Here is a 26,053-nt window from a genome sequence, read left to right on the forward strand (position 1 = left end):
GCCGTTACTCCGCGGCCTCGGCCGGCGCGATGCGGCGGGAGTGCTGCGCCTGCGCGTCATAGGCCTTCTGCCAGTCGGACGGGCCGTTCGACGGCGAGATCTGCACCGCCGTGACCTTGTATTCGGGGCAGTTGGTGGCCCAGTCCGAATAGTCGGTGGTGATGACGTTGGCCTGCGTGTCCGGGTGATGGAAGGTGGTGTAGACGACGCCCGGTGAGACGCGGTCGGTGATCTCCGCGCGCAGCGTGGTTTCGCCCGCACGGCTCGCGAGCCTTACCCAGTCGCCGTCGCGCACACCGCGCTGCTCGGCGTCGTGCGGATGAATCTCGAGCCGGTCCTCGGCATGCCAGACCACGTTCTCGGTGCGCCTTGTCTGCGCGCCGACATTGTACTGGCTGAGGATGCGGCCCGTGGTGAGCAGCAGCGGGAAGCGGGGGCCGGTGCGTTCGTCGGTCGCGACATATTCGGTGACGATGAACTTGCCCTTGCCGCGGACGAAGCCGCCGATATGCATCACCGGGGTGCCCTCCGGCGCCTTCTCATTGCAGGGCCATTGCACCGAGCCGAGTTCGTCGAGCTTGGTGTAGGAGACGCCGGTAAACGTCGGCGTCAGTGCCGCGATCTCGTCCATGATCTCGGACGGATGGCTGTAGTTCATCTCGAAGCCCATGGCCTTGGCGAGGGCGATGGTGACCTCCCAGTCCGCCATGCCGTTCTTCGGCGTCATCACCTTGCGGACGCGCTGGATGCGGCGCTCGGCGTTGGTGAAGGTGCCGTCCTTCTCGAGGAAGCTCGAGCCGGGCAGGAAGACGTGGGCGTAGTTTGCGGTCTCGTTCAGGAAGAGGTCGTGAACGATGACGCATTCCATCGACGACAGCGCCGCCACCACGTGCTTGGTGTTGGGATCGGACTGGAGGATGTCCTCGCCCTGCACGTAGATGCCCATGAACGTGCCTTCGATCGCGGCATCGAACATGTTGGGAATGCGCAGGCCCGGCTCCGGGTTGAGCTTGACGTTCCACAGCGCCTCGAACTGGTCGCGCACGGCGTCGCCCGAGATGTGGCGATAGCCCGGCAGCTCGTGCGGGAACGAGCCCATGTCGCAGGAACCCTGCACGTTGTTCTGGCCGCGCAGCGGGTTCACGCCGACGCCGGGGCGGCCGATATTGCCGGTCGCCATCGCGAGGTTGGCGATCGCGATCACGGTGGTCGAGCCCTGGCTGTGCTCGGTGACGCCGAGGCCGTAATAGATCGCGCCATTGCCGCCGGTGGCGTAGATGCGCGCGGCTTCACGCAACACCTGCGGATCGACGCCGGTGAGGATCGCGGTGGCTTCCGGGCTGTGTTTCGGCTGGGCGACGAAGGCGGCCCATTCCTCGAACTCGGCCCAGTCGCAGCGCTCGCGCACGAAGGCTTCGTTGGCGAGGCCCTCGGTGACGATGACATGCGCCAGCGCGGTCACGACGGCAACGTTGGTGCCGGGCATCAGCGGCAGGTGCAACGCCTTCACGTGCGGCGATTCCACCATTTCAGTCCGGCGCGGATCGATCACGATCAGCTTGGCGCCCTGGCGCAGCCGCTTCTTCAGGCGCGACGCGAACACCGGGTGAGCGGAGGCGGGATTTGCGCCAATGATGACCGCGACGTCGGTGTCTTCGACCGAGTCGAAGTCCTGCGTGCCGGCCGACGTGCCGAAGGTCTGCGACAGGCCGTAGCCGGTCGGCGAATGGCAGACGCGGGCGCAGGTGTCGACGTTGTTGTTGCCGAAGCCGCCGCGGATCAGCTTCTGCACCAGATAGGTTTCCTCGTTGGTGCAGCGGGACGAGGTGATGCCGCCGATGGCGTCACGGCCGTATTTCTTCTGGATGCCGCGCATCTTGGCAGCGGCAAACGAGAACGCCTCATCCCAGGACACTTCGCGCCAGGGATCCTCGATCCGCTCGCGGATCATCGGGTTGAGGATACGCTCCTTGTGGTTGGTGTAGCCCCAGGCGAAGCGGCCCTTGACGCAGGAATGGCCGCGATTGGCCTTGCCGTCCTTGTACGGCACCATGCGCACGACTTCCTCGCCGCGCATCTCGGCCTTGAAGGCGCAGCCGACGCCGCAATAGGCGCAGGTGGTGACGACGGAGTGCTCGGGCTGGCCGATCTCGATCACCGACTTTTCCGTCAGCGTCGCGGTCGGACAAGCCTGCACGCAGGCGCCGCAGGAGACGCATTCGGAGCCGAGGAAGCTCTCGCTCATGCCGGGCGAAACGCGGCTGTCGAAGCCACGGCCCGAGATGGTCAGTGCGAAGGTGCCTTGCACTTCCTCGCAGGCGCGGACGCAGCGCGAGCAGACGATGCACTTCGACGGATCGTAGGTGAAATAGGGGTTGGACTCGTCCTTCGGCATCCACGCGGCGTTGATCTCGCCATGGGATTTCGCGAAGACGTGGTTCTCGCCCTCATAGCCGTAGCGCACGTCGCGCAAGCCCACCGCGCCCGCCATGTCCTGCAATTCGCAATCGCCATTGGCGCCGCAGGTGAGGCAGTCGAGCGGGTGGTCGGAGATGTAGAGCTCCATCACGCCCTTGCGCAGCTTCTTCAGCCGTTCGCTCTGGGTGTGCACGACGAGGCCGTTCATGGCGGGCGTGGTGCAGGAGGCCGGTGTACCGGCGCGGCCCTCGATCTCGACGACGCAGAGACGGCAGGAGCCGAACGCGTCGACCATGTCGGTCGCGCAGAGTTTTGGGATCTGGTGGCCTGCATCCATCGCGGCCCGCATGATCGAGGTGCCCTCGGGCACCGTGACCTGGTTGCCGTCGATGGTCAGCGTCACCATCGTCGTCGATTTGGAGCGCGGTGTGCCGTAGTCGATTTCTTCGATCAGAGACATCGTCGTTCTCCTATTCCGCGGCCTGAAGCGTGGTCGGGGCCGGGACGAAATCTTCCCGGAAATGCTTCAATGCGCTGAGCACGGGGTAGGGCGTGAAGCCCCCGAGTGCGCAGAGCGAGCCGAATTTCATGGTGTTGCAGAGGTCTTCGACGAGCGCGAGATTTTCGCTGACGCGCTCGCCGCGGATGATCTTCTCGATGGTCTCGACGCCGCGGGTCGAGCCGATCCGGCAGGGCGTGCACTTGCCGCAGGATTCGATGGCGCAGAATTCCATGGCGAAGCGCGCCTGGTTGCGCATGTCGACGCTGTCGTCGAACACGACGATGCCGCCATGGCCGATCAGGCCGTCGCGTGCGGCGAAGGCTTCGTAGTCGAACGGGGTGTCGAACAGCGCGCGCGGGAAATAGGCGCCGAGCGGGCCGCCGACCTGCACCGCGCGGACCGGACGGCCCGTGAACGTGCCACCGCCGATGTCGTCGACGAGCTCGCCGAGCGTCACGCCGAACGCGGTCTCGAACAGCCCGCCATGGCGGATGTTGCCGGCGAGCTGGATCGGCATCGTGCCGCGCGAGCGGCCCATGCCGAAATCGGCATAGGCCTTGGCGCCCTCGGCGAGGATGAAGGGGATCGCCGCGAATGACAGCACGTTGTTGATGACGGTCGGCTTGCCGAACAGGCCGTGATGCGCGGGCAGCGGCGGCTTGGCGCGCACCAGGCCACGGCGGCCTTCGAGGCTTTCCAGCAGCGAGGTCTCTTCGCCGCAAACGTAAGCGCCGGCGCCGACCCGCACTTCGAGATCGAAGCTGTAGGTCGAGCCGCCGATCTTGTCGCCGAGATAGCCGCCGCGCTTTGCTGCCTTGATGGCCGCGTTCATCGCTTCGACAGCGTGCGGGTATTCGCTGCGGATGTAGATGTAGCCCTTGGTCGCGCCGACGGTGATGCCGGCGGTCGTCATGCCCTCGATCACCAGGAAGGGGTCGCCTTCCATGATCATGCGGTCGGCAAAGGTGCCGCTGTCGCCTTCGTCGGCGTTGCAGACGATGAACTTGCGGTCGGCCTTCGCTTGCGCAACGGTCTTCCACTTGATGCCGGTCGGGAAGCCCGCACCGCCGCGGCCACGCAAGCCTGATGCGGTGACCTCGGCGAGGATCGCATCCGAGCCGAGCGACAGCGCGCGCTCGAGGCCCTTGTAGCCTCCATGGGCGCGGTAGTCGTCGAGCGAGCGCGGATCAATCACGCCGCAGCGGGCGAAGGTGAGACGGGTCTGGCGCTTCAGCCAGGGGATCTCCTCGGTCGCGCCCAGCCGCAGCAGATGCGGCGTGTTGCTGGCGAGAGCGTCGAGCAGGGAGGGCACATCGGCCTCGGTGACCGGGCCGAAGGCGATCCGGCCCTGCGGCGTTGCAACCTCGACCAGCGGCTCCAGCCAGTACATGCCGCGCGAGCCGGTCCTGACGATCTCGATCGCCACCCCGCGCTTGGCCGCAGCCTGTTCCAGCGCCAGCGCAACCTCGTCGGCGCCAACGGCCACCGCACCCGCGTCGCGTGAGACGAATAGACGCATGCTCATCGCTGGGCCTCCGCAACGAGTGCATCGAGGCGCTTCTCATCGAGCCGGCCAATGAGGCGGCCGTCGAGCATGGCGGACGGTGCGGTCGCGCACAGTCCGAGGCAGTAGATCGGCTCCAGCGTGACGCGATCATCGGCGGTGGTCTTGCCGAGGGGCACGCCGAGCTTCGCCTCGGCGCGCGCGGCGAGAGCATCGCCCCCCGCAGCCTGACACGCTTCCGCGCGACACAGCTTCAGGACATGACGCCCGGCCGGCTTGTGGCGGAAATCATGGTAGAATGTGAACACACCATGCACCTCGGCGCGCGACAGATTCAGCGCCTGCGCCACCATGGGAATCGCCGCCTCCGGCACATAGCCGAACGCCTCCTGAAGGGCGTGCAGGATGACCAGCGTCGCGCCCTCTTGCTTCGCATGTTCGGCGATGATCTCGGCGCCGCGCGTCTCGTCCCAAGGCTCGTAAACCGCTGTCATTCTTTGTTCTCAGATTGAGCGTCCCTTGATCGCAAACTATTTGGAATCGTTCGAAGATCAATAAAGCTGTCTCATGCTGCGATTGCGAATTCCGATCGATTTGGAAGTGCAATCGGACGATACGGAAGTGCAATTAATCGCGTTCCGCTTGCCGGTTTTTCCGTGTTGGTAATGACCTGCCGTGCTAGCTTGCATGCCACGATGGCATCCGAGGGGACGACCGGTTGATCGACAAGCTTGAACTGCTGCTGGCGCTCGCGAAGGAGCGGCATTTCGGACGCGCGGCAGAAGTCTGCGGCGTGACGCAACCGACGATGTCGACCGGGCTCAAGCAGCTCGAGGAGATCCTCGGCGTGATGCTGGTGCAGCGCGGCTCCCGCTTCCAGGGGTTTACCCCCGAGGGCGAGCGGGCGTTGGACTGGGCGCGGCGGATCGTGGGCGATGCCCGCGCCATGCGTGACGAGATCAACGGGCTGAAACACCAGCTCTCCGGCGAAATCCGCATCGCGGCGATCCCGACCGTGCTCGGCATGGTCGCCCAGCTGACGACGCCGTTCCGCGCCAAGCATCCCGAGGTGCGCTTCCGCATCCAGTCCACCACCTCATCCGAGGTGCTGGGGCTGCTCGAAAATCTCGAGGTCGATGCGGGGCTGACCTATATCGAGAACGAGCCGATCGGCAAGGTGCGCACCATTCCGCTCTACAACGAGAGCTATCGTCTGCTCACCGCGCCGGACGGAATGTTCGGCGATCGCGAGACGGTGACGTGGAAGGAGGTCGGGCAGGTGCCGCTGTGCCTGCTGACGCCCGACATGCAGAACCGCCGCATCATCGACCGCGCGCTCCGCTCGGTCGGCGCGGAGGCGACGCCGACCCTGACCTCGAACTCGCTGCTCGTGCTGTTCACGCATGTGAAGACGGGGCGCTGGGCGAGCGTGATGCCGGCCAAGCTTGCCGAGACGCTCGGCCTGTCCGACACGGTGCGCTCGATCCCGATCACCGACCCTGATGTCAATTACAGCATCGGCATGGTAATCCCGCAGCGCGATCCGATGACGCCGCTGATTGCGGCACTGGTCAACGTTGCGCGCGAAGTCGCGCCGTCACTGCAATTGTAGGGTCTACAGCGTTTTCGAGCGACGTGGATACCGGTTCGCGTGAAGAAAACGCGTCAAAACAGGAATCCAGAGCTTCGGTTGTGATTCAATCAGAACGATAATGCTCTAAGCCGCAGCCGACATCCCGGACGCCGCCTTGATCGCATCGCGCGGCAGGGTCACGCGGACGACGGTGCCCACCTCGATCTTCGAGCGCAGCCGCATCGAGCCGCCGTGGAGCTGCGCCAGCGAGCGCGCGATCGCAAGTCCAAGTCCGGAGCCGTGATAGGTCTTGGTGAGCTGGCTTTCGACCTGCTCGAAGGGGCGGCCGAGCCGTGCCAGCGACTGCGGCGCGATCCCGATGCCGGTATCGGCGATCAGCAGCACGATCTTGTCGTCGAGCTGCCGGCTGCGCACCACGATGCGTCCGCCGTCGGGCGTGAACTTCACCGCATTGGAGAGCAGGTTGACGATGATCTGCTTGGTCGCGCGGCGGTCGGCAACGACCGAGATCGATTTCTCGCTCCCGGCGTCGAGCGTCAGATGCTTGTCTTGCGCGCGGCCGGAGACGACGCGGAGGGATTCCGCGAGCGTCTGTCCGAGGTCGAGCTCTTCCATGTCGAGCTTCATGCGGCCGGCTTCGATCTTGGACATGTCGAGGATGTCGTTGATGACTTCGAGCAGGTAATGGCCGCTGGTCAGGATGTCCTGGCAGTATTCCTGGTACTTCTCCGAGCCGAGCTCGCCGAACATGCCCGAGCCCATGATCTCGGAGAAGCCGATGATGGCGTTGAGCGGTGTGCGCAGCTCGTGGCTCATATTGGCGAGGAATTTCGACTTGGTCTGGTTGGCTTCCTCGGCGCGGGTCTTCTCGCGCTGATACTTCTCGGCGAGGTCGGCGAGCTCGTTGGTCTGGCGCTCGAGGGCGGCCTGGGAGCGCTTCAGGTCGATGACGGTGGCGCGCAGGCGCAGATCGTTGTCGACCAGCTTCTGCTCGTGCTCCTTGATGCGGGTGATGTCGGTGCCGACCGAAACATAGCCGCCGTCCTTGGTGCGGCGCTCGCTGATGTGCAGCCAGCTGCCGTCGTCGAGCTGCGCCTCGAAGGTGCGTGCGCCCGGACCCTGGCTGGCCGTCTCGTTGTGGCGGGTGCGCACCTCCGGCATGCGGCCGACCTCGAGCACGGTCTCGTAGGAGGTGCCGGGGATGACGGCGCTGTCGGGCAGCTTGTGCAGGCGCTGGAAGTGCGAGTTGCAGAGCACGAGGCGGTCGCTCGCGTCCCACAGCACGAAGGCTTCCGGAATGGTCTCGATGGCGTCGCGCAGGCGGAGGTCGGCTTCGACGGTGCGTTCGGCGAGGCTCTTCTGCTCGGTGATGTCGACGGCGATGCCGATCAGGTGCACGCTGGAATCGGTCGCGCCGCGCGTCTTTTCGCAGCGGACGCGGAGCCAGATCCAGTGGCCGTCGACATGCTGCATGCGGAAGGTCTGGTCGATATGGTCGATCTTCTCGGAGATGAGCTGGTCGGCGATCTCGAACAGGTCGATGTCGTCGGACTTCACCAGCGCATTGACCTCGCCGAAGGTGAGGAGCTCGTTACGGCCGTCGAGGCCGAGCATCGAAAACATCGACTGCGACCAGAAGATCCGGCCGCGCGACAGATCCCAGTCCCACAGGCCGCAGCGGCCGCGGTTGAGCGCGGTGTCGATGCGGCCGCGCACGGCGTCGTTGATGAGGTCGCCCTCGCGAGCGCGGGTCGACTGCCAGTGGAAGGCGAAGCCGAGGATCAGGACGACGAAGCCGGTGGTCGCCGACAGCGTCACCGACAGCGCGGCGTCCGAGCCCCAGATCGGCTCGTTGCGCTCCTGGATCACGGTGACGAGGCCCGGCAGCGACTTAATCTGCCGCGAGGTCACCATCGCGGCGTTGCCGTTCGGCAGGGTCATGTCGGAGACGTTGCTGTCGCGCGGCGGCGCCGCGAGCAGTTGCGCCGTGGTGATCGCATCGAGCAGGCGGTCGTTGCCCGAGGGGTCGCGGTCGATCGGAATGCGGGCGAGGATGCGGCGGTCGATACCGGCCGAGGTGACGACGACGTGGCGGCCGGAGGCCGTGCCCCAGGACGGGATCAGATCGGGCAGCAGCGTCGGCAGGTTCTCGATGTTCTTGAGCCGTTCCTGCCGCGAGGAGGTCAGGCGATCGATCCGTTCAGCGAGCAGGTCGGCCAGCGCCGAGATGTCGTGGCGGAGCACCTGCCGCTTCTGGCGCGTCTGATCGACGACCTGCACGAACGCGCCGAGGCAGATCGTGATCAGGAACGCGATGATCAGCGTCGGCACGGCGCGACGCAGCGCCGGCTCCGCGATCAGGAGCCGATGATAGGCAGGTTTCGCGATCGATTGCGCCAATCCCTTGATCGAATCGGATTGGACGCACGCGTTCGCGGCGTCTGCACGCGACATGCCTTCTGCCCCCTGGAAAACCTGCTTGCAACTTGAGTTCGGAAGCAGCCCCACATCGCTTCCGAATCATGACCGATTTGAATCCAGTTTTCGCAGGCTGTCGAGAGTCAACGAATCGTTAACGTGAATTTATTCTTATCCAATGCGCAGTTTGCGCGTCGCGCGTCCGCAAACTTACGTGCGCGGCGAGTCCGAAACGAGAACGTGTGACCCCTCGCACATTTCGCGTCACGCCCGCGGCGGCTCGGCGTGGCTGATCACGCGCTTCACGCTCGGGAACGCGCGGCGGAGCGCGCGCTCGATCGCGTCGACATGCTCGTGCACCTTGATCACGCTCATCGAGGGCGTGGCACGGCAGTGGAAGTTGACGATCTCGCCGGCGTCGGTGTTGCGGACGCGGACATTGTGGATGTCGTAGATCTCGCCGCCGGCGGCATATTCGGTCAGGGCGGAGGCGATGGCCCGCACCCGTTCCGGCACGGCATCGACCCCGAACGGCAGTTCCGGTTCCAATGGTTCGATATGCACGTCCACCTCGACGTCGGCGCCGAACTCCTCCTGGATGCTGCGCTCCAGCGTGTTGGCGATGTCATGGGCGGCGTCGAGCTGCATCCCGGCGTCGACCTCAAGGTCGATGCCGACGATCAGCTTGGCGCCGAGGTCGTGCACCGTGACGTGGTGGACGGCGAGGCCCGAATTGTGTGCGATGACCATGATCCGGTCGCGCACGGTCTCGTTGTCGCGCGCGACGGGGACGGCGGTGAAGGTGAGGTCGGCGTCGCCGAATGCCTTGTCGACCGCCGCCTGCGCCTTGCGCTTGATCTCCTCGACGCGGTCGATCGGATAGGTCCGCGGTACCTTCGCGATGGTGTCGATGAACGTGGTCGCGCCCACCATGCGCAGCCGCAGCCGCTCGACGTCGATCACGCCGGGCACGCCAAGGATCGCGGACGTGGCCTTCTCCTGCGCCCCCTCGGGGGCGCGATCGACCAGCGTCTGCACGGTCGAGCCGGCCATGCGCAGGCCGAGCAGGGCGATCATCACGGCGACGGCGGCGGCGGCCGCGGCGTCGCCCCACCAGAATCCGAGGGCGGCCAGGATCAGGCCGATGATCACGGCGAACGAGCCGAGCACGTCGGAGGCGAAATGCAGCGCGTCCGCCGCGAGCGCCTGGCTGCGCGTCTCCCGCGCGGCACGATGCAGGGCGCGGGCACGCCACAGGTTCACGACGATGTCGATCACCAGCACCACGAACGGTACGGCCGAGATGGTCGGCGGCGGAGTTCCCTCGCGCAGGCGGCTGTAGGATTCGACCAGGATGCCCCCGGCCAGCACGTAGAGCAGGGCGGTGACACCGAGCGCGGAGATGCTCTCCAGCTTGCCGTGGCCGTAATGGTGCTCTTCGTCGGCCGGCTTGTCGGACACCCGCACCACCGCCCAGGTGATGATGGTCGCGACCAGGTCGATCGAGGAATGCAGGGCTTCGGAAATCAGCGCCAGCGAGCCGATCGCGATGCCGACCGCGAACTTGGCCGCCGCCATGCCGCCGCTGGCGAAGATCGAGATCGCGGCGACCGAGGTCTTGTTGTGCTGTGCGCTCATGGCCGGGGATTTAGCAGCCTAGGGCTGAACATCAAGCGACGATCCACAGCTGTAGTCGCGAGTGAGTTGCAGGAGCGAAGCTATTGCGAATGCTTCTGAATGAATGCGGGCCGTTGCTCCTAGCTCTGTCATGCCCGGGCTTGTCCCGGGCATCCACGTTCTTCGTACCACGCGGCAAAGACGTGGATGGCCGGGTCAAGCCCGGCCATGACGAGGGGAGAGAGTGGTTGCGCAGTCACTCTTCTCCCGCCGCCGCTAGAGCGTCACGACGATCTTCCCCAGATGCTTGTTCGCCTCCATGTGCTCGAACGCCTTGTCGATGTCGGCGAACGCGTAGACCTTGTCGATCGGCAGCTGCAGCTTGCGCGACTCGACCGCGCCCCAGATGTCCTTGCGGACTTCGTCGAAGATCTCGCGGACCTCCTCGATGGTACGGGTGCGGAAGGTGACGCCGACATAGTCGATCCGACGTGCGGCATGCAGGTCGAAGTTGAAATCGGCATGGGTGCCGCCGAGCCGGCCGACATTGACGATGCGGCCCTTGACCTTGGTGGCGGCGAGGTTCTGGCTCGCGATCTTGCCCGAGACCTGGTCGACGATGAGGTCGACGCCTTCGCCGTTCGTCGCCTTCAGCACATCGTCCACCCATTTGGGGTCGGAGGAGTCGACGGCGAGGTCGGCGCCATACTCCCTAAGCCGGCCGCGGCGATAGGCATCGGTCGACGAGCCGATCACGAGCTTGGCGCCCTTGAGCCTCGCAATCTGCATCGCCATCAGGCCGACGCCGGAGCTCGCCCCCTGGATCAGCACGGCTTGGCCGGGCTGAATGCCGCCGACAGTGACGACCGCATTGTGCATGGTCGCGAGCGCGACGGGCAGGGTGGCGGCTTCCTCGAAGTTCATGTTCGAGGGCGCGCGGAACAGCCGGCCGTGATCGGCCAGGGTGTATTCGGCAAACGCCGCGCCGCCCGAGCCCATGATGCGGTCGCCGACCTTCACGCCCTTGGCATCCGGTCCGAGCTCGGCGACCTCGCCGGCCCATTCCATGCCGAGCACGGTGCCGGCACCGCCGGCGGCGCCATGGGCGTGGCCCTTGCGCATGCCGGTGTCGGCGCGGTTCAACCCGCAGGCGCGGACGCGGACAAGCACCTGCGTGCCCTTAGGCTTTGGTTGAGCGACGTCGGAAATCGCAGCGCCGTCAGGGCCGTAGACATAAGCCTTCATGAATTACTCTCGCTTCTTGCAGTGATTATTCAGCGGCTTGTGCGCTCGGATGAGCGATCATGCCTTCGAGCCGGCTGCGAATGATGGCTTCGGCTTCGCGCACGATGCGCGAGACGAGTTCGGCGCAGCTCGGGATGTCCTGGATCAGGCCCTGCACCTGACCCGCCGACCAGATGCCTTCGTCGGAATTGCCGGTGGCGTAGACCATCTTGCCGCGGGCCCCGGCGACGAGCTCGCGGATGTCCTCGAACTTGGCGCCTTCCTTCTCCATGGCGACGACCTTGGTCGAGATCTCGTTCCTGGCGACGCGCGAAGTGTTGCGCATGGTGCGGAAGATCAGCTCGGTCTCGCGCTCGTCATTGGCGACGATCTTCTCCTTGATGAGCTGGTGGATCGGGCTTTCCTTGGTCGCCATGAAGCGGGTGCCCATGTTGATGCCCTCGGCGCCGAGCGCCAGGGCGGCGACGAGGCCGCGGGCATCGGCAAAGCCGCCCGAGGCGATCATCGGGATCTTGACCTTGTTGGCGGCGGCCGGGATCAGGATCAGGCCGGGGGTGTCGTCCTCGCCGGGATGGCCGGCGCATTCGAACCCGTCGATCGAGATGGCGTCGACGCCCATGCGCTCGGCCGAGAGCGCGTGGCGGACGCTGGTGCATTTGTGCACGACCTTGACGCCGTGCCTCCTGAACTCGTCGACATGCTCCTGCGGCTTGTTGCCGGCGGTCTCGACCACGGTGATGCCGGCCTCGATGATGGCGGCGCGGTATTCGGCGTAGGGCGGCGGCTTGATCGCGGGCAGGATGGTGAGGTTGACGCCAAAGGGCTTGTCGGTGAGGTCGCGGCAGCGCGCGATCTCCTTGGTCAGGTCTTCCGGCGTCGGCTGGGTTAGCGCCGTGATGAAGCCGAGCGCGCCGGCGTTCGCGACCGCGGCGACCAGCTCGGCGCGTCCGACCCATTGCATGCCGCCCTGGACGATCGGGTGCTCGACGCCGACGAGCTTTGTGAACCGTGTCTGCAGCATGATCTGTTTCCCCCGCCTCGCGTGGCGCTCTGTTATCGGTTGATGGCGGCAGGATGCCGCCGGGGTCGCGAAATGTCTATTGCGGCGCCGTGCGGTGGGGGCGGGGCGATCATGCGGGGAGTGAGGGGATTCCGTAGAGCGGATAATCGAGGGGCGCCGTTGCCCGATGAGGCAAGCTCTTTCCTCAAACTCCACCGTCATACCCCGCGAAGGCGGGGTATCCGGTACGCCGCGGCTTCTCGGCTCTAGCCTCGCTGTCTCTGGAATACTGGATTGCCCGCTTTCGCGGGCAATGACACCGAGTATGGAGTGAACGGCTACTCCGCCGACAGCCGCACCATCTGGCGGCCGCCGTTCATTTCCTTGAGGCTGTTGACGAAGTTTTCCGGGCGCTGCCAGCGGTAGGGAACCTGCAGGCCCATGAACTCGGCGATGTCGCCGATGAAGCCGGTGCAGTTGGTGGTCTCGGCATTCCAGACCGGCGAGCTCGCCTGCAATTTCTTGATGTAGGCGAACACGCGCTTGGCGTCGGCTTCGTTCAGGTAGACGCGGTAGTTCGCGGTCAGATAGTCCGGATCGAGATCGCCGTAGCTCGCGCCGGTTTCGGCTGGCACCCAGGTGAGGTGACCGAGCACATAAGCCCAGGTGTCGCCGGCGGGCGTGAGGCCCGCGACTTCGACGGCGCGCTCGCTGGTCTTGCCGTACCAGACGAACGCATGGCCCCAGCTCGCCGCCGTCCGCGCGCGGAAGTCGACGTAGTAGGGACCTTTTTCTGCGCGTGCGACGGGGCGCCGCGTCGATTGCGGCGCCGGCCGTGATGCGGAGTCGGTCGTAGCAAGCGCATCGGCATCGGCAACGCGCTTGTTCGCTTCGTGGGCCGAGGCCGAGGGGGTCGTGCAGGCGAGCATCGCCGCGAGGGCGAATCCCGCGAGGATGCAGGATCCCGATTGATCAGATTTGTTCTTCACGCTGTGCCCCCTCGACTGCCGGCCGTTACACTGATGCAGCGATGCCGCTATCAGTAGCGCGCAGCGACCGGGGCGGGCGCCTTGCCGATCGGGGCCTTTCCAATCGGGCTCTTGCCAATCGGCATCTTGCCGATCGGCGCCTGCTCCGCAGGATAGACGGGCTGGCGACGCGGCAGATCCGCAGCGTTCGCAGCCGTCACCAGAGCAAGCGTCGCACCCAGAGCAATTACAATCTTCTTCACAGTGATACCCCTAGAAGGTTTAGTCCAAACACGGCAGTGCCGTGCCCCCAGACACGCTTCACAAAAGGACGTCGGAATGCGTCCAAGTTGCGGCGCGCGCGGGACAAGTTGGCGGCATTGATCGGGTGCGCGGAGATGTGATGTGTCTGGATGTTTCGGCGCGGCGCTGTGCGTCGGTCAGTCCGCAATCCTGCGCTCTGCGCTTCAGTGGTCGGCGGTGAGGCGAAAGTGCATCTCGACCTTCGTCGGCGACGGTTCGCTCGCAGCGTGCCAGGGCGAATAGCCCGGCGTCGGATCCGGATTGGCGGGAAGATCGATCGGCCAGCTTTGCGTGGGAACGCCGGGGAGCGTCAGGCGAACGGCCCGATGGCGCGTCTTGTACATCAGCGAGGCCGAGGCAATGATCGCCGGACGGTCGCCATCATGCGCGCGCCAATTCGCAGCCGGTCCGGCCATCGCGTATCCCTCCGCTTCCTCGACCTCGATCCGCACATCGTCCTTGTTGTCCGGAAGCGCAGTGCCGGCAGGAAGCCTGAATTGCAGCTCGAGGGTCATGTAGCCGTGGCTGAGATAGGGCGAGCGGATGAATTCATACCATCCCCACCAGCAAAGGATGGCCGCGACGGACAGAAGCGTCGCGGCAAAGGGAAACGACAAGCGCGTCCCAGGGCGAGGTGCGGTCTCGGATGATCCCGTTGCTTGAGGCAATGCCTTGTTTCGAACGAGGCTAATGCGTGTGAACAGCCAGATGCCGGCGATCAGGCCGGCGACGCCGCCGATCGGGCCGATGTCGAAGAAGGCGCCCATGGCGATGCCGCCATCGCGGTCCGGCCCCGACAGCGCGATCACCAGTGTGGCAAGGGCGAACCAGCCGGCGAGTGCGCCGAGCAGGGCAGAGAGGAGACCGAGGATGATGCGCATGCGGTGGTTGGTCGCACGGACGCGGATCGCGGTTCGAACGCGCCGTGCGCCTTTACCCGATTCGGTTCAGGCTGTTCCTGATCGTCGAGAACATGCCGCCGATGTCCTTGCGCAAGGCATCGAGCGCGTTGAAATTGTCGAAGATGCGGGCGAGCCGGTCTTCGACTTCGCGCTTGCTCTTGCTCAGCGCATCGACACGTGAGGCGAGGGTGACGTCGCCGTTCGCCTCGATCTCGCCGACGGCTTTCGCGAGGAGATCGCGGGTGGCGCCGACCTCCGCGATCATGGCCTCGATGCCGAACACCGGCGCCTTCAACGGGACGAGATCGGCCTGCGACTTCGACAGCTCTGTCTTGAAGGTGTTCAGCGTCGCCAGCGTCTCCTGCAACGCGCCGAGACGCTGGCGCGACTGGAGGACGAAATCGTTCAGCGCGTTCTGGCGATCGACGAGGGTCTTGCCGTCGGGGTCGGTTTCGACGTCGGCGAGCGAGCGTTCGAGCTGGGCCTGGCGCTGGCCGAGCTCCTCGAAATCGAGCCGGATCGATTTCAGGATGTTGAAGCTGTCGTCGATGCGGGCGAGGCGCTGCGCGATCTCGATCTTGTTCTTCGAGAGCGTCTCGACGCGAGTGTCGAGCGGCGCCTCGCCGCCGGTCTCGAGCTCGTCGATGCTCTTGGCCAGCCGGTCATGGCTGAGGCCGAGCTCGCCGATCAGGGCGTTGATGCCGGCGTCCGACGAGCGCAGCGGGACCAGCTCGGCATGGGATTTCGCCAGATCTTCCCTGTACTGGTTGAGGGTCACGAACGTGTCCTGGACCGCGTTCACCCGTGACAGCAGCGCCGATACGTCGCGCGCCACGTCCTTCAGGCGGTCGGCGAGGTTGTTCTTGCGGTCGTCGGTCTCGAGGTCGAGCAGGGAGCGTTCGAGCTGGTTCTGGCGGTCGCGGATCTCGGTGAAAACAGGCTCGACCGCGCGCCGCTGATCGGCGACCTTGCCGACCATCTCTCGCACCCCCTGCTGGCGCCGGCGGATCTCGGCGAGCTGGTCGTGCATGTCGGTGGATTCGTTGCGGCCCTGCTGGAGAAGCGCGCGTTGCTCAATCTCGCCGAGCTTGTCATGGAGGGCGGAGACCGCCCCCCGCGGATCGCTTTCGATCAGGTGCTGGACGGTGGCGTCGAGGTGGTTTTGCAGGGCGTGCGCGACGACGACGTCCTCGCGGGTCTTCTTGAGGCGGTCGCGCAGGGTGTTGAGGCGCCGGTCCTGACGCGAGAGACGCCAGGCGGGGGCGCCGATCAGCGCCAGCCCGAGGGTCACGATCGCGCCGGTTGCGAGACGCTGCGGCATCGGCAGGTCCGCAAACAGGGCGGGTAGGTGGGCGACGTCATAACCAAACGCCTGCTGGGCGAGGATCGCGATGGCGGCTAGCAGGACAAACCAGGCAACCACGAAAAACAGCCACATCGTGACTTCCCCACCCGGGACACATTCTCGCCATAGTTGCTATTGGAGAGCGGAACCGAGATCAAGGGGTGCGCCGATTGCCTGATGCGCCTGGTCGTGTGAATCCACGACTGGTTGTGCCGGCAGACGGTGGAAGGGGCTGCTGGATTTGCCGAGTTTTCCCGAAGATGCGAGGCCTGTAGTCCCCATGAGCGCAGCGATATGCGGGACCGCGTCACGGTCTGTTCCGTATGACGCTCCGCTCATCCGGGCTACGACGTCGTGCTCGCTATCACTTGCCGAGGAAGTTCGAGCGAATCTTGTCGGCAAACCAGACCACGAAGATCGCGGCGAACGCGAGAGCAAAGTACAAGGCCGTCCACAAAAGCGCATAGTCGGCATTCGACATGGCGTCCTCCCTGGCATCAGAAATCGATTGCCGGAAAGGATAAAGGCAGCCGCGACGGCGCGATTTGCGCAGGATCAATTTTGCCGCGCTGCGGCGAAAATGGCCGGTGGCCTTCATTCCGGGGCACGACGGAGTTGCGCCCGGAATGACTGGGAGGGCTACAGCCGAAACTCGTTCGTCAGCTCGCCGATGCCGTCGATTGCGACGGTCACAATATTCACCGGCTCCTTCATCACCCCGACGCCGACCGAGGTGCCGACGGCGATGAGGTCGCCGGGAAGCAGGGTCATGTCGTGGGAGATCTTGCTGACCAGCTCCTGCGCGGTGAAGATCATGTCCGAGATCGGATAGTTCTGCCGCTCCGCCCCGTTGAGGATGGTGCGCACGGTGAGCTTGGCCGGATCGAGGCCGGTCGCGATCACGGGGCCGAACGGGCCGTAGTCATCGATGCCCTTGGCGCGGGCCCATTGCGGGAAGGTAGGATCGCTGGTCAGGATGTCGTTGGCGGTGATGTCGTTGACGCAGGTGTAGCCGAAGATGAAGCTGTCCGCTTCCGCCGGCGAGACGCGGGCGCAGGTCCTGCCGATGACGATGCCAAGCTCGCCCTCATAGGTGGTCTTGCCGTCGTAATAAGAGGGGCGGCGGATCACGGCGCCCGGCGTCGTGATCGTGGTGGTCGCCTTCAGCAGATAGAGCGGCTCCGGCGGCTCGGGCTGGTTCAGCTTGGCGGCGAGCGCGTGGAAATTATTCCAGAGCGCGACGATCTTGCTGGGCGCGCAAGGTGCGAGCAGCTCGACCTCCGACAGTGCAAGCGTTTTGCCGGTCCCCGCGTTGCGGCCGAACATCTCGCCTTCATGGACGCTGATGCCCGATGAGGTCAGCGTGCCGAAACCGGTCGCACCGGCATGGCGGAAGCGCAGCCATTGTTTCATCTCGCCCGCCATCATGCCACCGCCAGTGCGCGGGGATCGTGAGGTGCCGAGACGCCGTCATAAAGGCCGGCGATGCGGGCGCGCTGGGTCACCATCGCCAGCACCGAGTCGAGCGCGGGCGTGGCGATGCCGGTGAGGCGGCCCATCTCCTGCACCACGGTGACGAGCGGGTCGATCTCCATCGGACGGCCGCGCTCGAGATCCTGGAGCATCGAGGTCTTGTGCGCGCCGACCTTGCGGGCGCCCTCGATGCGGCGCTCGACGTCGACGCGGAATTTGACGCCGAACGTCTCGGCGATGCCTTGCGTCTCCACCATGATCGCGCGCGACAGCGCACGCGTGGAGGGATCGGTGCAGATCACGTCGAGCGTTGCATGGGTCAGCGCGCTGATCGGGTTGAAGCAGACATTGCCCCAGAGCTTCAGCCAGATCTCGTCACGGATGCGGTCGAGCACCGGCGCTTTCAGCCCGGCGGCGACGAAGAGATCGGCAAGGCGCTGCACGTCCGGCGTGATCTCGCCGGAGGGCTCGCCGAGCGGAAAATTGTTGCCGTAGACGTGGCGGATCACGCCGGGCGCTTCGATCTCGGTGGCGGGATAGACGATGCAGCCGATGGCGCGCTCGGCGCCGATCTCGCGCCACTGTCGCCCGCCGGGGTCGATGCTCTCCAGCGTCGAATTCTCGTATTGGCCGCCGTGCTTGTAGAAATACCAATAGGGGATGCCGTTGACGGCGGTGACGATGCGGGTGTGCGGCCCGAGCAGCGGCTGCATCTTCTCGATCACGCCGGTGATCGAATGCGCCTTCAGCGTGATGATGATGTAGTCCTGCACGCCGAGCTCGGCGGGATCGTCGGTGCAGCGCGGATGCACGGTGTGCGTCTCCTCGCCCGCGAGTAGGGTCAGCCCGCGCTCACGCATCGCGGCAAGGTGGGCGCCGCGTGCGACCAGGCTGACGTCGGCGCCAGCGCGTGCGAGCTGAACCCCGAGATATCCGCCGATCGCGCCGGCGCCGTAGATGCAGATCTTCATGAAATCCTCGCGGGTGTCCGGAATTTTGGGACGAAAGATCCGGTCCGGCTCGGAGAGGTCCGAGCCGGGGCCGGTAGTCGCAGGGGAAGTGTGACGCTTTAAGCTGCTGCTTGCGGTGTGCCGTTGAGCGCTTCGTCAACGGCAGCTGCGATGTCGCGCATGCTGATGACGGAGACGAGGCTGTAATCGTCGATGACGGGCAGGTGACGGATGTGATTGCGGTTCATCAGATGCCGGACGTGCTCGATCGTGTCTGAGGAGCTGCAGGACACCAGCTGCTGCACCGACACGAGCTGCGAGACCTTGACGTTGATGGCGTTGGCACCATGCTCGGCGACGGCGCGCACCACGTCGCGCTCGGTGAACATGCCGACCGCGGTGTTGCCTTCGGAGCGGACCACGTCCTTGACCACCAGCGCGCTGATGTTGTTGGCGCGCATCAGCTTGGCGGCGATACCCACCGTTTCGTTCATTCGCACCGTGACAACGCGCGGTGTCTTCTTGCGCAGAATGTCTCCGACCAGCATTGCGACCTCCCTAGGTGAATGACAGGGGAAGTGTGGTATACATAATGCCAATCGTCAAGCGCTCGATTTGGCTGATCCGAAAATTCTTGCGGCAGCAATACTGACGTTTGTCATCGTGCCAAAAAGCAAAAGGGGCGCATCGCTGCGCCCCTTTCGACCGATTGAAAGGCGTGTGTGGTCGCTACGCTGTCTCGGTCTTGGCATTGCCGGTCTTGGCGGTGCCGGTCGCGGCGTTGGCGCTCTCGGCTTCCTTGCCGAGAATGAAAGAGCGGCGCAGCGGCTTGATCACGAACAGCGCCGTCAGCGCCGCCGTCGCGTTCAGCGCCACTGCGACCACGAACACGGCCTTCCAGCCGTACGTTGCCGAGATCACGCTGGCGAGCGGGACGAGCAGGGATGCCGTGCCCTTCGCGGTGTAGAGCATGCCGTTGTTGGTGGTTGCGTATTTCGAGCCGAACGTGTCGCCGCAGGTCGCGGGGAACAGCGAGTAGATTTCACCGAACACGCCGAAGTAAATCGCGGTCGCGAGCACGAACACAATCGGAATGTGTCCATAGGCCGACAGCGTCAGCAGCATCACCGCCGCGGTGCCGAACGCGATGAACATGGTGTGCTCGCGGCCGATCGTGTCGGAGACCCAGCCGAAGAAGGGACGTCCGAAACCGTCGAAGATGCGGTCGAGCGAGATCGCGAACGTCAATGCCGCCATCTGGAAGCCCGCGAGCGTCACCGGCGTGTCGGCGATCTTGAAGTCGTGCGCGATCGGGCCGATCTGCGCCGCGGTCATCAGGCCGCCGGAGGCGACCATGACGAAGACGAGATACATCACCCAGAAAATCGGGCTGCGCAGCACTTGCGGCGGGGTGAAGTCGATCTTGGTCTGCGGCAGGTTGAGCTGCTTCTTCTTCGGCGGAATCGAGATCCGCGGCGGCTGAATGAAGAAGGCGAGCACGAACACGATCAGGCCCTGGCCGATGCCGAAGGTGAGGAACGCGTGCTGATAGCCGCTCGATGCGATCATGGTCGCGATCGGCACGATCGTGAGCGCGGCGCCTGCGCCGAAGCCGGCGGCGGTCGCACCGGCGGCGAGGCCGCGGCGATCGGGGAACCATTTCAGCGCATTGCCGACGCAGGTGCCGTACACCGCACCCGCGCCCATGCCGCCGACGACCGCGGCGGCGTAGAGCAGGGCGAGCGAGTCAGCGTAGGAGTTGAGCACCCAGGACAGCGCGATCATGACGCCGCCGAACATGATGACGATGCGCGGACCGTATTTGTCGACGAACCAGGCCTCGATCGGCACCAACCAGGTCTCGGTGACGACGAAGATGGTGAAAGCGAGCTGGATCGCGGCGCGTCCCCAATGGTGCGCCGCATCGATCGGATCGACGAACAGCGTCCAGCCGTATTGCAGATTGGCGATCATCGCCATGCAGACGATGCCCATGGCGAGTTGGAACCAACGGAAACCGGTGCGAAGAGGCGCGGCTGTGACGGCGCCATCCGTGCTGGAAATCATCAATAACCTCCCAACGCGCCTGATTGATTGCGATCTGGGATTGCAAGATGACCCAGTGTCGCAAATATTGTGGCTTATCGTCGCAAGCGCGGCGGGGACATTGGTATACCATATTCCAGAAGGCAAGCCCAATCTTGTGACGCAGCGCAAGAAAAGTGCACGGTTCCCTTCAGGTCAGCGGTAGCCAAGGCGGGTTCTGCAAAAACGAAAACGCCCGGCCGTGAGGCCGGGCGTCGTGCTTGAAGCAGTTGCAGTGAAGCGCGTCAGGCAGCCGTCGATTTCGCGACCACGACCTTGCGCCAGGGCTTGAGCACCATGATCGCCAGCAGCGAAGCCAGGATGTTGGCGCCGGCCGCGATAATGAACACGCTGTCCCACGTGCCCGACGATTGCTGCATGTAGTTGGCGATCGGCACCAGCAGCGCGGCGGTACCCTTTGCGGTGTAGAGCAGGCCCGCATTGGTGGTCGCGAACTTGGCGCCGAACGTGTCGGTGCAGGTCGAGGGGAACAGCGAGTAGATCTCACCCCAGGCGAAGAACACGAAGCCCGACAGCAGCACGAACCAGACCGGGTCGTGGCCCCAGAGGTAGAGCATCCAGATGCCGACGCCTTCCATGCCGAAGGCGATGAACATCGTGTTCTCGCGGCCGATCATGTCGGAGATCCAGCCGAAGAACGGACGCGTCAGGCCGTTGAGCACGCGGTCGATCGTGGCCGCGAAGGTCACCGCCGTCATCGTCACCGCCATCAGCGTCACCGGGACGCTGTCGACCTTCCAGTCGACTGCGATCGGCTTCAGATTGGCTGTCACCATCAGGCCGCCGGCGCCGACGATCACGAACATGAAGTACATCAGCCAGAAGATCGGCTGACGCAGCACCTCGGTCGGCTGATAGTTGCGACGTGTCTGCACCAGATTGGCGTTCGCCGCCACGGCCGGCACCTGGCCTGCTTTCGGCGCCAGCAGGAAGAAGGCGAGGATGCAGATGATGATGCCTTGTCCGAGGCCGAAATAGAGGAAGGTGGTCTGGAAACCACTGTCCTTGATCATGGCCTGGATCGGCGCGACGGTGAGGGCAGAGCCGGCGCCGAAGCCCGCGGCCGTGATGCCCGCGGCAAGACCGCGCTTGTCCGGGAACCATTTCAGCGCGTTGCCGACACAGGTGCCGTAGACGCCACCGGCGCCGATGCCTGCGATGATCATGCCGAGATAGTAGCCGTTGAGCGTGGTCGCCTGCGCGTTGATCACCCAGCCAAGGGCACAGAGTATGCCGCCGACCAGCACGACGATGCGCGGACCGTATTTGTCGACGAACCATCCTTCGACCGGCACGAGCCAGGTCTCGAACAGCACGAACAACGTAAAGGCCCACTGGATCGACGCGCGATCCCAGCCGAACTTCTTCTGGATGTCGGGGACGAAGAACGTCCAGCCGTATTGATAGTTGGCGATCATCACCATCGCCGCTACACCGACCGCCAACTGCGTCCAGCGATAGGCATCGCTGACGCGCGCGGCACTAGGGGCCACTGTTGACTGCACCATGTCCGTCATAAAAAACCCTCCCGAAGGCGCCGATCATTTTTATGCGTGCGCTGTCCCGCATCTTGGTATTCATTATGCCAAGATTCAACCGAGGGACTGAAGGGTGCGGCGAAATATCGCGGGATCAGTCCACATGCGCTTTGGCAGCCAAATTGTAAAGCCCCCATCGCAGCCGCGCGACAGCAGCCGCCGCGATCGTGCCTGCTCAATTCATTGATTTCGCAAGAATTCTTGCTTGCCGCGTGAAGCCGCAAACAGGCTGTGGGAAGCCGATTCACCACCGAACTTCCAACTTGCGCACGTCGACATGCGCAGTCCTCTCGCATGGATGCGCGGCCGTCAGATGACTGACGATTCCTGGAATTCTTTATTCCAGAAGTCGGGGGTGCGGCGGATTTGACGCGACTCTCGCGGCAGCCTGACGCAGGCCGCGCGCGTCACGCCATCGACGTGCGCAGCCGGCTGTAGCCTTCCTGGATCGCGGACCAGAACAGGGCGACGAGACCGAGCGCCATGATCGTGCTGACGAGGCCGTTGGAGAAGAACACGCCGAGCGATCCCTGCGATCCCAGCAGCGATTGCCGGAAGGCTTCCTCCGCCTTGTCGCCGAGCACGATGGCGAGCACCAGGGGCGCGAGCGGGTAGTTGCACTTCTTCAGGAGATAGCCGAGCACGCCGAACACCAGCATCAGCATCACGTCGAAGGTGCTGTTGTGCACCGAATAGGCGCCGATCGCGCACAGCACCAGGATCAGCGGCGCGATGATGCCGAACGGCACGCGCAGGATCGCGGCGAAGAGCGGCACGCAGGTGAGCACGACGATGAGGCCGGCGAGATTGCCGAGATACATCGACGCGATCAGGCCCCAGACGAATTCCTTCTGCTCGACGAACAGCATCGGGCCGGGCTGCAGGCCCCAGATCAATAGTCCGCCGAGCAGTACGGCGGCGGTCGGCGAGCCGGGCACGCCGAGCGAGAGCATCGGCAGCAGTGCCGAGGTGCCGGCGGCGTGCGCGGCCGTCTCCGGCGCAATCACGCCCTCGATCTCGCCCTTGCCGAAATTGTTGCCGCGTCGCGCCAGCCGCTTGGCGATGCCGTAGCTCATGAAGGAGGCCGGCGTCGCGCCGGCGGGCGTGACGCCCATCCAGCATCCGATCAGGCAGGAGCGCAGCGAGGTCATCCAGTATCTGGGCAGCTCCCGCCAGGTCTGAATCACGACGCGGAGGTTGATGCTGGCATTGCCGCCGCGGAAGGCCAAGCCTTCCTCCATGGTCAGCAGGATCTCGCCGATCCCGAACAGGCCGATCACCGCAATCAGGAAGTCGAAGCCGTTGAGCAGCTCGGTGACGCCGAAGGTCAGCCGCAATTGCCCCGTGATCGAATCGAGGCCAACCGCCGCGAGCGCAAAGCCCATCATCATCGCCGCGATGGTCTTGAACGGCGGCTCCTTGCTGAGGCCCACGAAGCTGCAGAAGGCGAGGAAATACACCGCGAACTTCTCCGCCGGACCAAATCGCAGCGCAAAGCCCGCGACCAGCGGCGCGACCAGCGTGATCATGATGACGGCGAACAGCGCGCCGATGAAGGAGGAAGTGAAGGCGGCCGTCAGCGCTTCGCCGGGCTTGCCCTGCTGCGCCATCGGATAACCGTCGAAGGTGGTCGCCACCGACCATGGCTCGCCGGGGATGTTGAACAGGATCGAGGTGATGGCACCGCCGAACAATGCGCCCCAATAGATGCAGGACAGCATGATGATCGCCGATGTTGGCGGCATGCTGAAGGTCAGCGGAAGCAGGATCGCCACGCCGTTGGCGCCGCCGAGACCCGGCAGCACGCCGATGATGACCCCGAGCGTGATGCCGATGATCATCAGCATGATGTTGTAGGGCTGCAGGGCGACCGCGAAGCCGTGAAACAGATTGGCCAACTCTTCCATATCAAGACGTCCTGCAACAGCAATTGAATCAATGCGCGGCTCTTACAGACCGAGCCATTCCTCGAGCGGCCCCTTGGGAAGCGGGACCAGGAACCAGCGTTCGAAAACGAGATAGGTCACGACCGGCATGCCGATCGCGACGGCTGCGACCGTCAGCCAGCGATAGCCGCCGAGCCAGCGCATGAACCATGCGATGAACACCATCGACGCCACGTAGAGGCCGATGAAAGGCATCGAGCCGACATAGATCGCGGTCGGCACCACGACGCTCATGACCTGGCGAAGCTGTCCCCATTCGGCGAACAGCCGGCCATCGTCCTCGCGCTGCGCGCTCCAGAGGTTGATGGCGCTTGCGCCGACGATGGCCGTGCCGACATAGAAGGGGAAGAAGCCGGCGCGCGGGCCCTCCGCGCCCCAGTTGATGCCGGCCTTGATGCTGCCGAAGATCACGACCAGGCCGAAGACGCCGATCAGCAGCGCCATGCCGATTTCCAGCGTCTTGTGTGCCGGGCCAGAGTCGGATCCGGATCGTTCAGTCATGGGACCTCCAGGCGGAATCGCAAGTCGTGTGCGGTCGCGGCAAACGGGAGGACGGCGAGCGTCCTCGGCCGTCGTCGATGTCGCGGCTCAGTTCCCCGATGCGAGGAAGCCGGCTTCCTTCATCAGGCCCTCGTGGCGCTTCTCCTCCGCCTCGATCCACTTGGCGTAATCGGCTCCGGCGAGGAACGTCGTGTTGAAGGCGCCGCTCTTCATGAACTCCTGCCATTCCGGCGTGGCGCGGACCTTCTTGAACAGCTCGACGTAATATTCGATCTGGTCCTTCGTCGCCTTGGGCGACATGAAGATGCCGCGCAGCATGAGATATTCCATCGCAAGGCCCTGCGACTTGCAGGTCGGAATGTCCTTCCAGGCCTTGCCGTCGGCGATCGGCTCGTCATAGGCCATCGGCTGGGCGTCGAAGACGCAAAGCGGACGGAGCTTACCGCCGCGCCATTGCGCCACCGCCTCGATCGGATTGTTGACGGTTGAATCGACGTGATTGCCGACGAGCTGCACCGCGACTTCGCCGCCGCCCTTGTAGGGGATGTAGGTGAACTTCGCGTCGATCACCTTCTCGATGCCGACGGTGATGATCTGGTCTTCCTGCTTCGAGCCGGTGCCGCCCATCTTGAAGGAGCCGCTCGGCGCCTTCTTGGTGGCGTCGACGTAGTCCTTGACGCTGTTGTACGGCTTCTCGGCGTTCACCCAGAGCACGAACTCGTCGAGCGCCAGCATTGCGACCGGGGTCAGGTCCTTCCAGTTGAAGGGAATCCCCGTCGCCAGCGGCGTCGTGAACAGGTTCGACAGCGTGATGATGATCTTGTGGGGGTTGTTCGTCGACGTCTTTACGTCGAGGAAGCCTTCGCCGCCCGCGCCGCCGGCCTTGTTGATGACGACCAGCGGCTGCTTCATCAGATTGTGCTTGGTGACGATGCCCTGGATGGTGCGCGCCATCTGATCGGCGCCGCCGCCGGTGCCTGCGGGCACGATGAACTCGACCGGACGGACCGGCTCCCAGGCAGCAACGCTTGCGGTGCTGCCGGCGCACGTCATCGCGATTGCCGCCAAGGCGACATTCAGAACGAATGGCTTCATCTTGCTTCTCTCCCTGTCGAACCTCGAACGCAGCCGCTCTTTGTCGGCTTGCGTCAGCCCATCTCGATTCACCTGCCTGGGGGCACCTTGTGCGGTCGATCTCCCATGGCAGTCCCAAACGAAACTCTATGAGCGGGGACGTTGCCCGGCATCCGCTCCTTTCGGCTAAGGCTCCTGCGAGGAGCGCGGCAAGGTCGCGGCAAGCGTGCCGCGCACTCGAACGTTCCTGTCCCCTGTCTTGCACTTTCAACGGTGCAATCGTTCTTGGCGAACGAATGGTATGCGAGATGCCAGTAGACAAACAATTGGATCGGCGGGTCACATCGGCGGACCAATCGTCGCAGTTGTGTCGGCGAGCGGCGCGCGGATTCAAAGAGAGGCTCAAAAGAAAATGGCCCCGACATGCGGGGCCATTTGATCAAACGTCGCGTCTGCGGGATCTGCCAACCGCGCGCCGTGTCGGCTGCGCGGGGATCTCCGTCTTAGAGGCCGAAGCGGGGCAGGTCGCCGTTGTGATTCGAAATCTCGGCGCTCGCCATCAGGAAGCGGTCGACCGCGGCCAGGAAGCGGGCGAGCAGCGAGGCGGAGGGGGCGAGCGCGACGGAAGCGGTTTTGGACATCGGAATTC

Annotated in this window: 23 protein-coding genes; 2 read left to right on the forward strand and 21 right to left on the reverse strand. The window is 64.7% G+C overall.

Annotated elements, in window-relative coordinates; all coding sequences use genetic code 11:
* Positions 1-4: 4 nt before the first annotated feature.
* Genes fdhF through AB7008_RS18115 form a run of 3 tightly spaced genes read right to left on the reverse strand, consistent with a single transcriptional unit; the run spans position 5 to position 4,918 of the window.
* The gene (gene fdhF, locus AB7008_RS18105; protein ID WP_441259187.1) at positions 5-2,878 is read right to left on the reverse strand and encodes a formate dehydrogenase subunit alpha; all 2,874 of its coding nucleotides are present in this window, start codon (positions 2,876-2,878) and stop codon (positions 5-7) included.
* 10 nt (positions 2,879-2,888) lie between these two features.
* Positions 2,889-4,445 carry a formate dehydrogenase beta subunit gene (locus tag AB7008_RS18110; RefSeq protein WP_038931652.1) on the reverse strand — a complete coding sequence of 519 codons (1,557 nt, stop codon included), beginning with the start codon at positions 4,443-4,445 and terminating at the stop codon, positions 2,889-2,891.
* Entirely contained in the window at positions 4,442-4,918 is a 477-nt protein-coding gene (locus tag AB7008_RS18115; protein WP_014496685.1) for a formate dehydrogenase subunit gamma, read from the reverse strand. The genes AB7008_RS18110 and AB7008_RS18115 overlap by 4 nt, the downstream gene beginning before the upstream one ends.
* A 224-nt stretch (positions 4,919-5,142) precedes the next feature.
* Between AB7008_RS18115 and AB7008_RS18120 the strand changes: the two genes are divergently transcribed.
* Positions 5,143-6,036, forward strand: coding sequence for a LysR family transcriptional regulator (locus AB7008_RS18120; protein WP_014496684.1), 894 nt, complete (start codon positions 5,143-5,145; stop codon positions 6,034-6,036).
* 105 nt (positions 6,037-6,141) lie between these two features.
* Here AB7008_RS18120 and AB7008_RS18125 read toward each other — a convergent pair whose 3' ends face one another.
* From AB7008_RS18125 to oxlT (AB7008_RS18185), 13 genes are all read right to left on the reverse strand, one after another.
* On the reverse strand, positions 6,142-8,472 hold the full coding sequence (locus AB7008_RS18125) for a PAS domain-containing sensor histidine kinase (RefSeq protein WP_441259188.1): 2,331 nt from the start codon (positions 8,470-8,472) through the stop codon (positions 6,142-6,144).
* Between the two features lie 228 nt (positions 8,473-8,700).
* The gene (locus AB7008_RS18130; protein ID WP_441259189.1) at positions 8,701-10,074 is read right to left on the reverse strand and encodes a cation-efflux pump; all 1,374 of its coding nucleotides are present in this window, start codon (positions 10,072-10,074) and stop codon (positions 8,701-8,703) included.
* A 255-nt stretch (positions 10,075-10,329) separates the two neighbouring features.
* Positions 10,330-11,298 carry a quinone oxidoreductase family protein gene (locus AB7008_RS18135; protein WP_441259190.1) on the reverse strand — a complete coding sequence of 323 codons (969 nt, stop codon included), beginning with the start codon at positions 11,296-11,298 and terminating at the stop codon, positions 10,330-10,332.
* A 25-nt stretch (positions 11,299-11,323) separates the two neighbouring features.
* Positions 11,324-12,319 (reverse strand): NAD(P)H-dependent flavin oxidoreductase, encoded by a 996-nt coding sequence (locus tag AB7008_RS18140; protein ID WP_304493485.1) that lies wholly within the window; start codon positions 12,317-12,319, stop codon positions 11,324-11,326.
* Between the two features lie 317 nt (positions 12,320-12,636).
* Positions 12,637-13,287 carry a hypothetical protein gene (locus AB7008_RS18145; protein ID WP_028155562.1) on the reverse strand — a complete coding sequence of 217 codons (651 nt, stop codon included), beginning with the start codon at positions 13,285-13,287 and terminating at the stop codon, positions 12,637-12,639.
* Positions 13,288-13,337: 50 nt separating this feature from the next.
* Complete coding sequence (locus AB7008_RS18150; protein ID WP_014496678.1) at positions 13,338-13,529, reverse strand: hypothetical protein; 192 nt, start codon at positions 13,527-13,529, stop codon at positions 13,338-13,340.
* Positions 13,530-13,733: 204 nt separating this feature from the next.
* A complete protein-coding gene (locus tag AB7008_RS18155; RefSeq protein WP_441259191.1) occupies positions 13,734-14,450 on the reverse strand; it encodes a hypothetical protein in 717 nt (238 codons plus the stop codon).
* Between the two features lie 52 nt (positions 14,451-14,502).
* Positions 14,503-15,909: a hypothetical protein gene (locus AB7008_RS18160; RefSeq protein WP_441259192.1), complete on the reverse strand. Its 1,407-nt coding sequence runs from the start codon at positions 15,907-15,909 to the stop codon at positions 14,503-14,505.
* A 271-nt stretch (positions 15,910-16,180) separates the two neighbouring features.
* On the reverse strand, positions 16,181-16,414 hold the full coding sequence (locus AB7008_RS18165) for a hypothetical protein (protein ID WP_041955660.1): 234 nt from the start codon (positions 16,412-16,414) through the stop codon (positions 16,181-16,183).
* A 41-nt stretch (positions 16,415-16,455) separates the two neighbouring features.
* Positions 16,456-17,244, reverse strand: a complete 789-nt coding sequence (locus AB7008_RS18170) for a fumarylacetoacetate hydrolase family protein (RefSeq protein ID WP_028155565.1) — start codon at positions 17,242-17,244, stop codon at positions 16,456-16,458.
* Entirely contained in the window at positions 17,241-18,260 is a 1,020-nt protein-coding gene (locus AB7008_RS18175) for a 2-dehydropantoate 2-reductase (RefSeq protein ID WP_028155566.1), read from the reverse strand. The genes AB7008_RS18170 and AB7008_RS18175 overlap by 4 nt, the downstream gene beginning before the upstream one ends.
* Positions 18,261-18,358: 98 nt before the next feature.
* On the reverse strand, positions 18,359-18,787 hold the full coding sequence (locus AB7008_RS18180) for a CBS domain-containing protein (protein ID WP_014496672.1): 429 nt from the start codon (positions 18,785-18,787) through the stop codon (positions 18,359-18,361).
* Between the two features lie 181 nt (positions 18,788-18,968).
* On the reverse strand, positions 18,969-20,306 hold the full coding sequence (oxlT, locus tag AB7008_RS18185; RefSeq protein ID WP_028155567.1) for an oxalate/formate MFS antiporter: 1,338 nt from the start codon (positions 20,304-20,306) through the stop codon (positions 18,969-18,971).
* Between oxlT (AB7008_RS18185) and AB7008_RS18190 the strand changes: the two genes are divergently transcribed.
* Positions 20,293-20,490 (forward strand): hypothetical protein, encoded by a 198-nt coding sequence (locus AB7008_RS18190; RefSeq protein ID WP_152621017.1) that lies wholly within the window; start codon positions 20,293-20,295, stop codon positions 20,488-20,490. The two genes, oxlT (AB7008_RS18185) and AB7008_RS18190, sit on opposite strands and share 14 nt — an antisense overlap.
* A gap of 79 nt (positions 20,491-20,569) precedes the next feature.
* Here AB7008_RS18190 and oxlT (AB7008_RS18195) read toward each other — a convergent pair whose 3' ends face one another.
* The 5 genes from oxlT (AB7008_RS18195) to AB7008_RS18215 all read right to left on the reverse strand — a co-directional run bounded on the left by oxlT (AB7008_RS18195) (position 20,570) and on the right by AB7008_RS18215 (position 26,045).
* Positions 20,570-21,862 (reverse strand): oxalate/formate MFS antiporter, encoded by a 1,293-nt coding sequence (gene oxlT, locus AB7008_RS18195; RefSeq protein ID WP_014496670.1) that lies wholly within the window; start codon positions 21,860-21,862, stop codon positions 20,570-20,572.
* Between the two features lie 428 nt (positions 21,863-22,290).
* Positions 22,291-23,790: a tripartite tricarboxylate transporter permease gene (locus AB7008_RS18200; RefSeq protein WP_441259193.1), complete on the reverse strand. Its 1,500-nt coding sequence runs from the start codon at positions 23,788-23,790 to the stop codon at positions 22,291-22,293.
* A gap of 42 nt (positions 23,791-23,832) precedes the next feature.
* Positions 23,833-24,330: a tripartite tricarboxylate transporter TctB family protein gene (locus tag AB7008_RS18205; RefSeq protein ID WP_441259194.1), complete on the reverse strand. Its 498-nt coding sequence runs from the start codon at positions 24,328-24,330 to the stop codon at positions 23,833-23,835.
* Positions 24,331-24,417: 87 nt separating this feature from the next.
* The gene (locus AB7008_RS18210; protein ID WP_441259195.1) at positions 24,418-25,425 is read right to left on the reverse strand and encodes a Bug family tripartite tricarboxylate transporter substrate binding protein; all 1,008 of its coding nucleotides are present in this window, start codon (positions 25,423-25,425) and stop codon (positions 24,418-24,420) included.
* A 482-nt stretch (positions 25,426-25,907) separates the two neighbouring features.
* Positions 25,908-26,045 (reverse strand): hypothetical protein, encoded by a 138-nt coding sequence (locus AB7008_RS18215; RefSeq protein WP_170219818.1) that lies wholly within the window; start codon positions 26,043-26,045, stop codon positions 25,908-25,910.
* Positions 26,046-26,053: the final 8 nt, after the last annotated feature.

Source organism: Bradyrhizobium sp. 521_C7_N1_3, assembly GCF_052075975.1.
In the GTDB taxonomy this organism is placed as follows: domain Bacteria; phylum Pseudomonadota; class Alphaproteobacteria; order Rhizobiales; family Xanthobacteraceae; genus Bradyrhizobium; species Bradyrhizobium japonicum.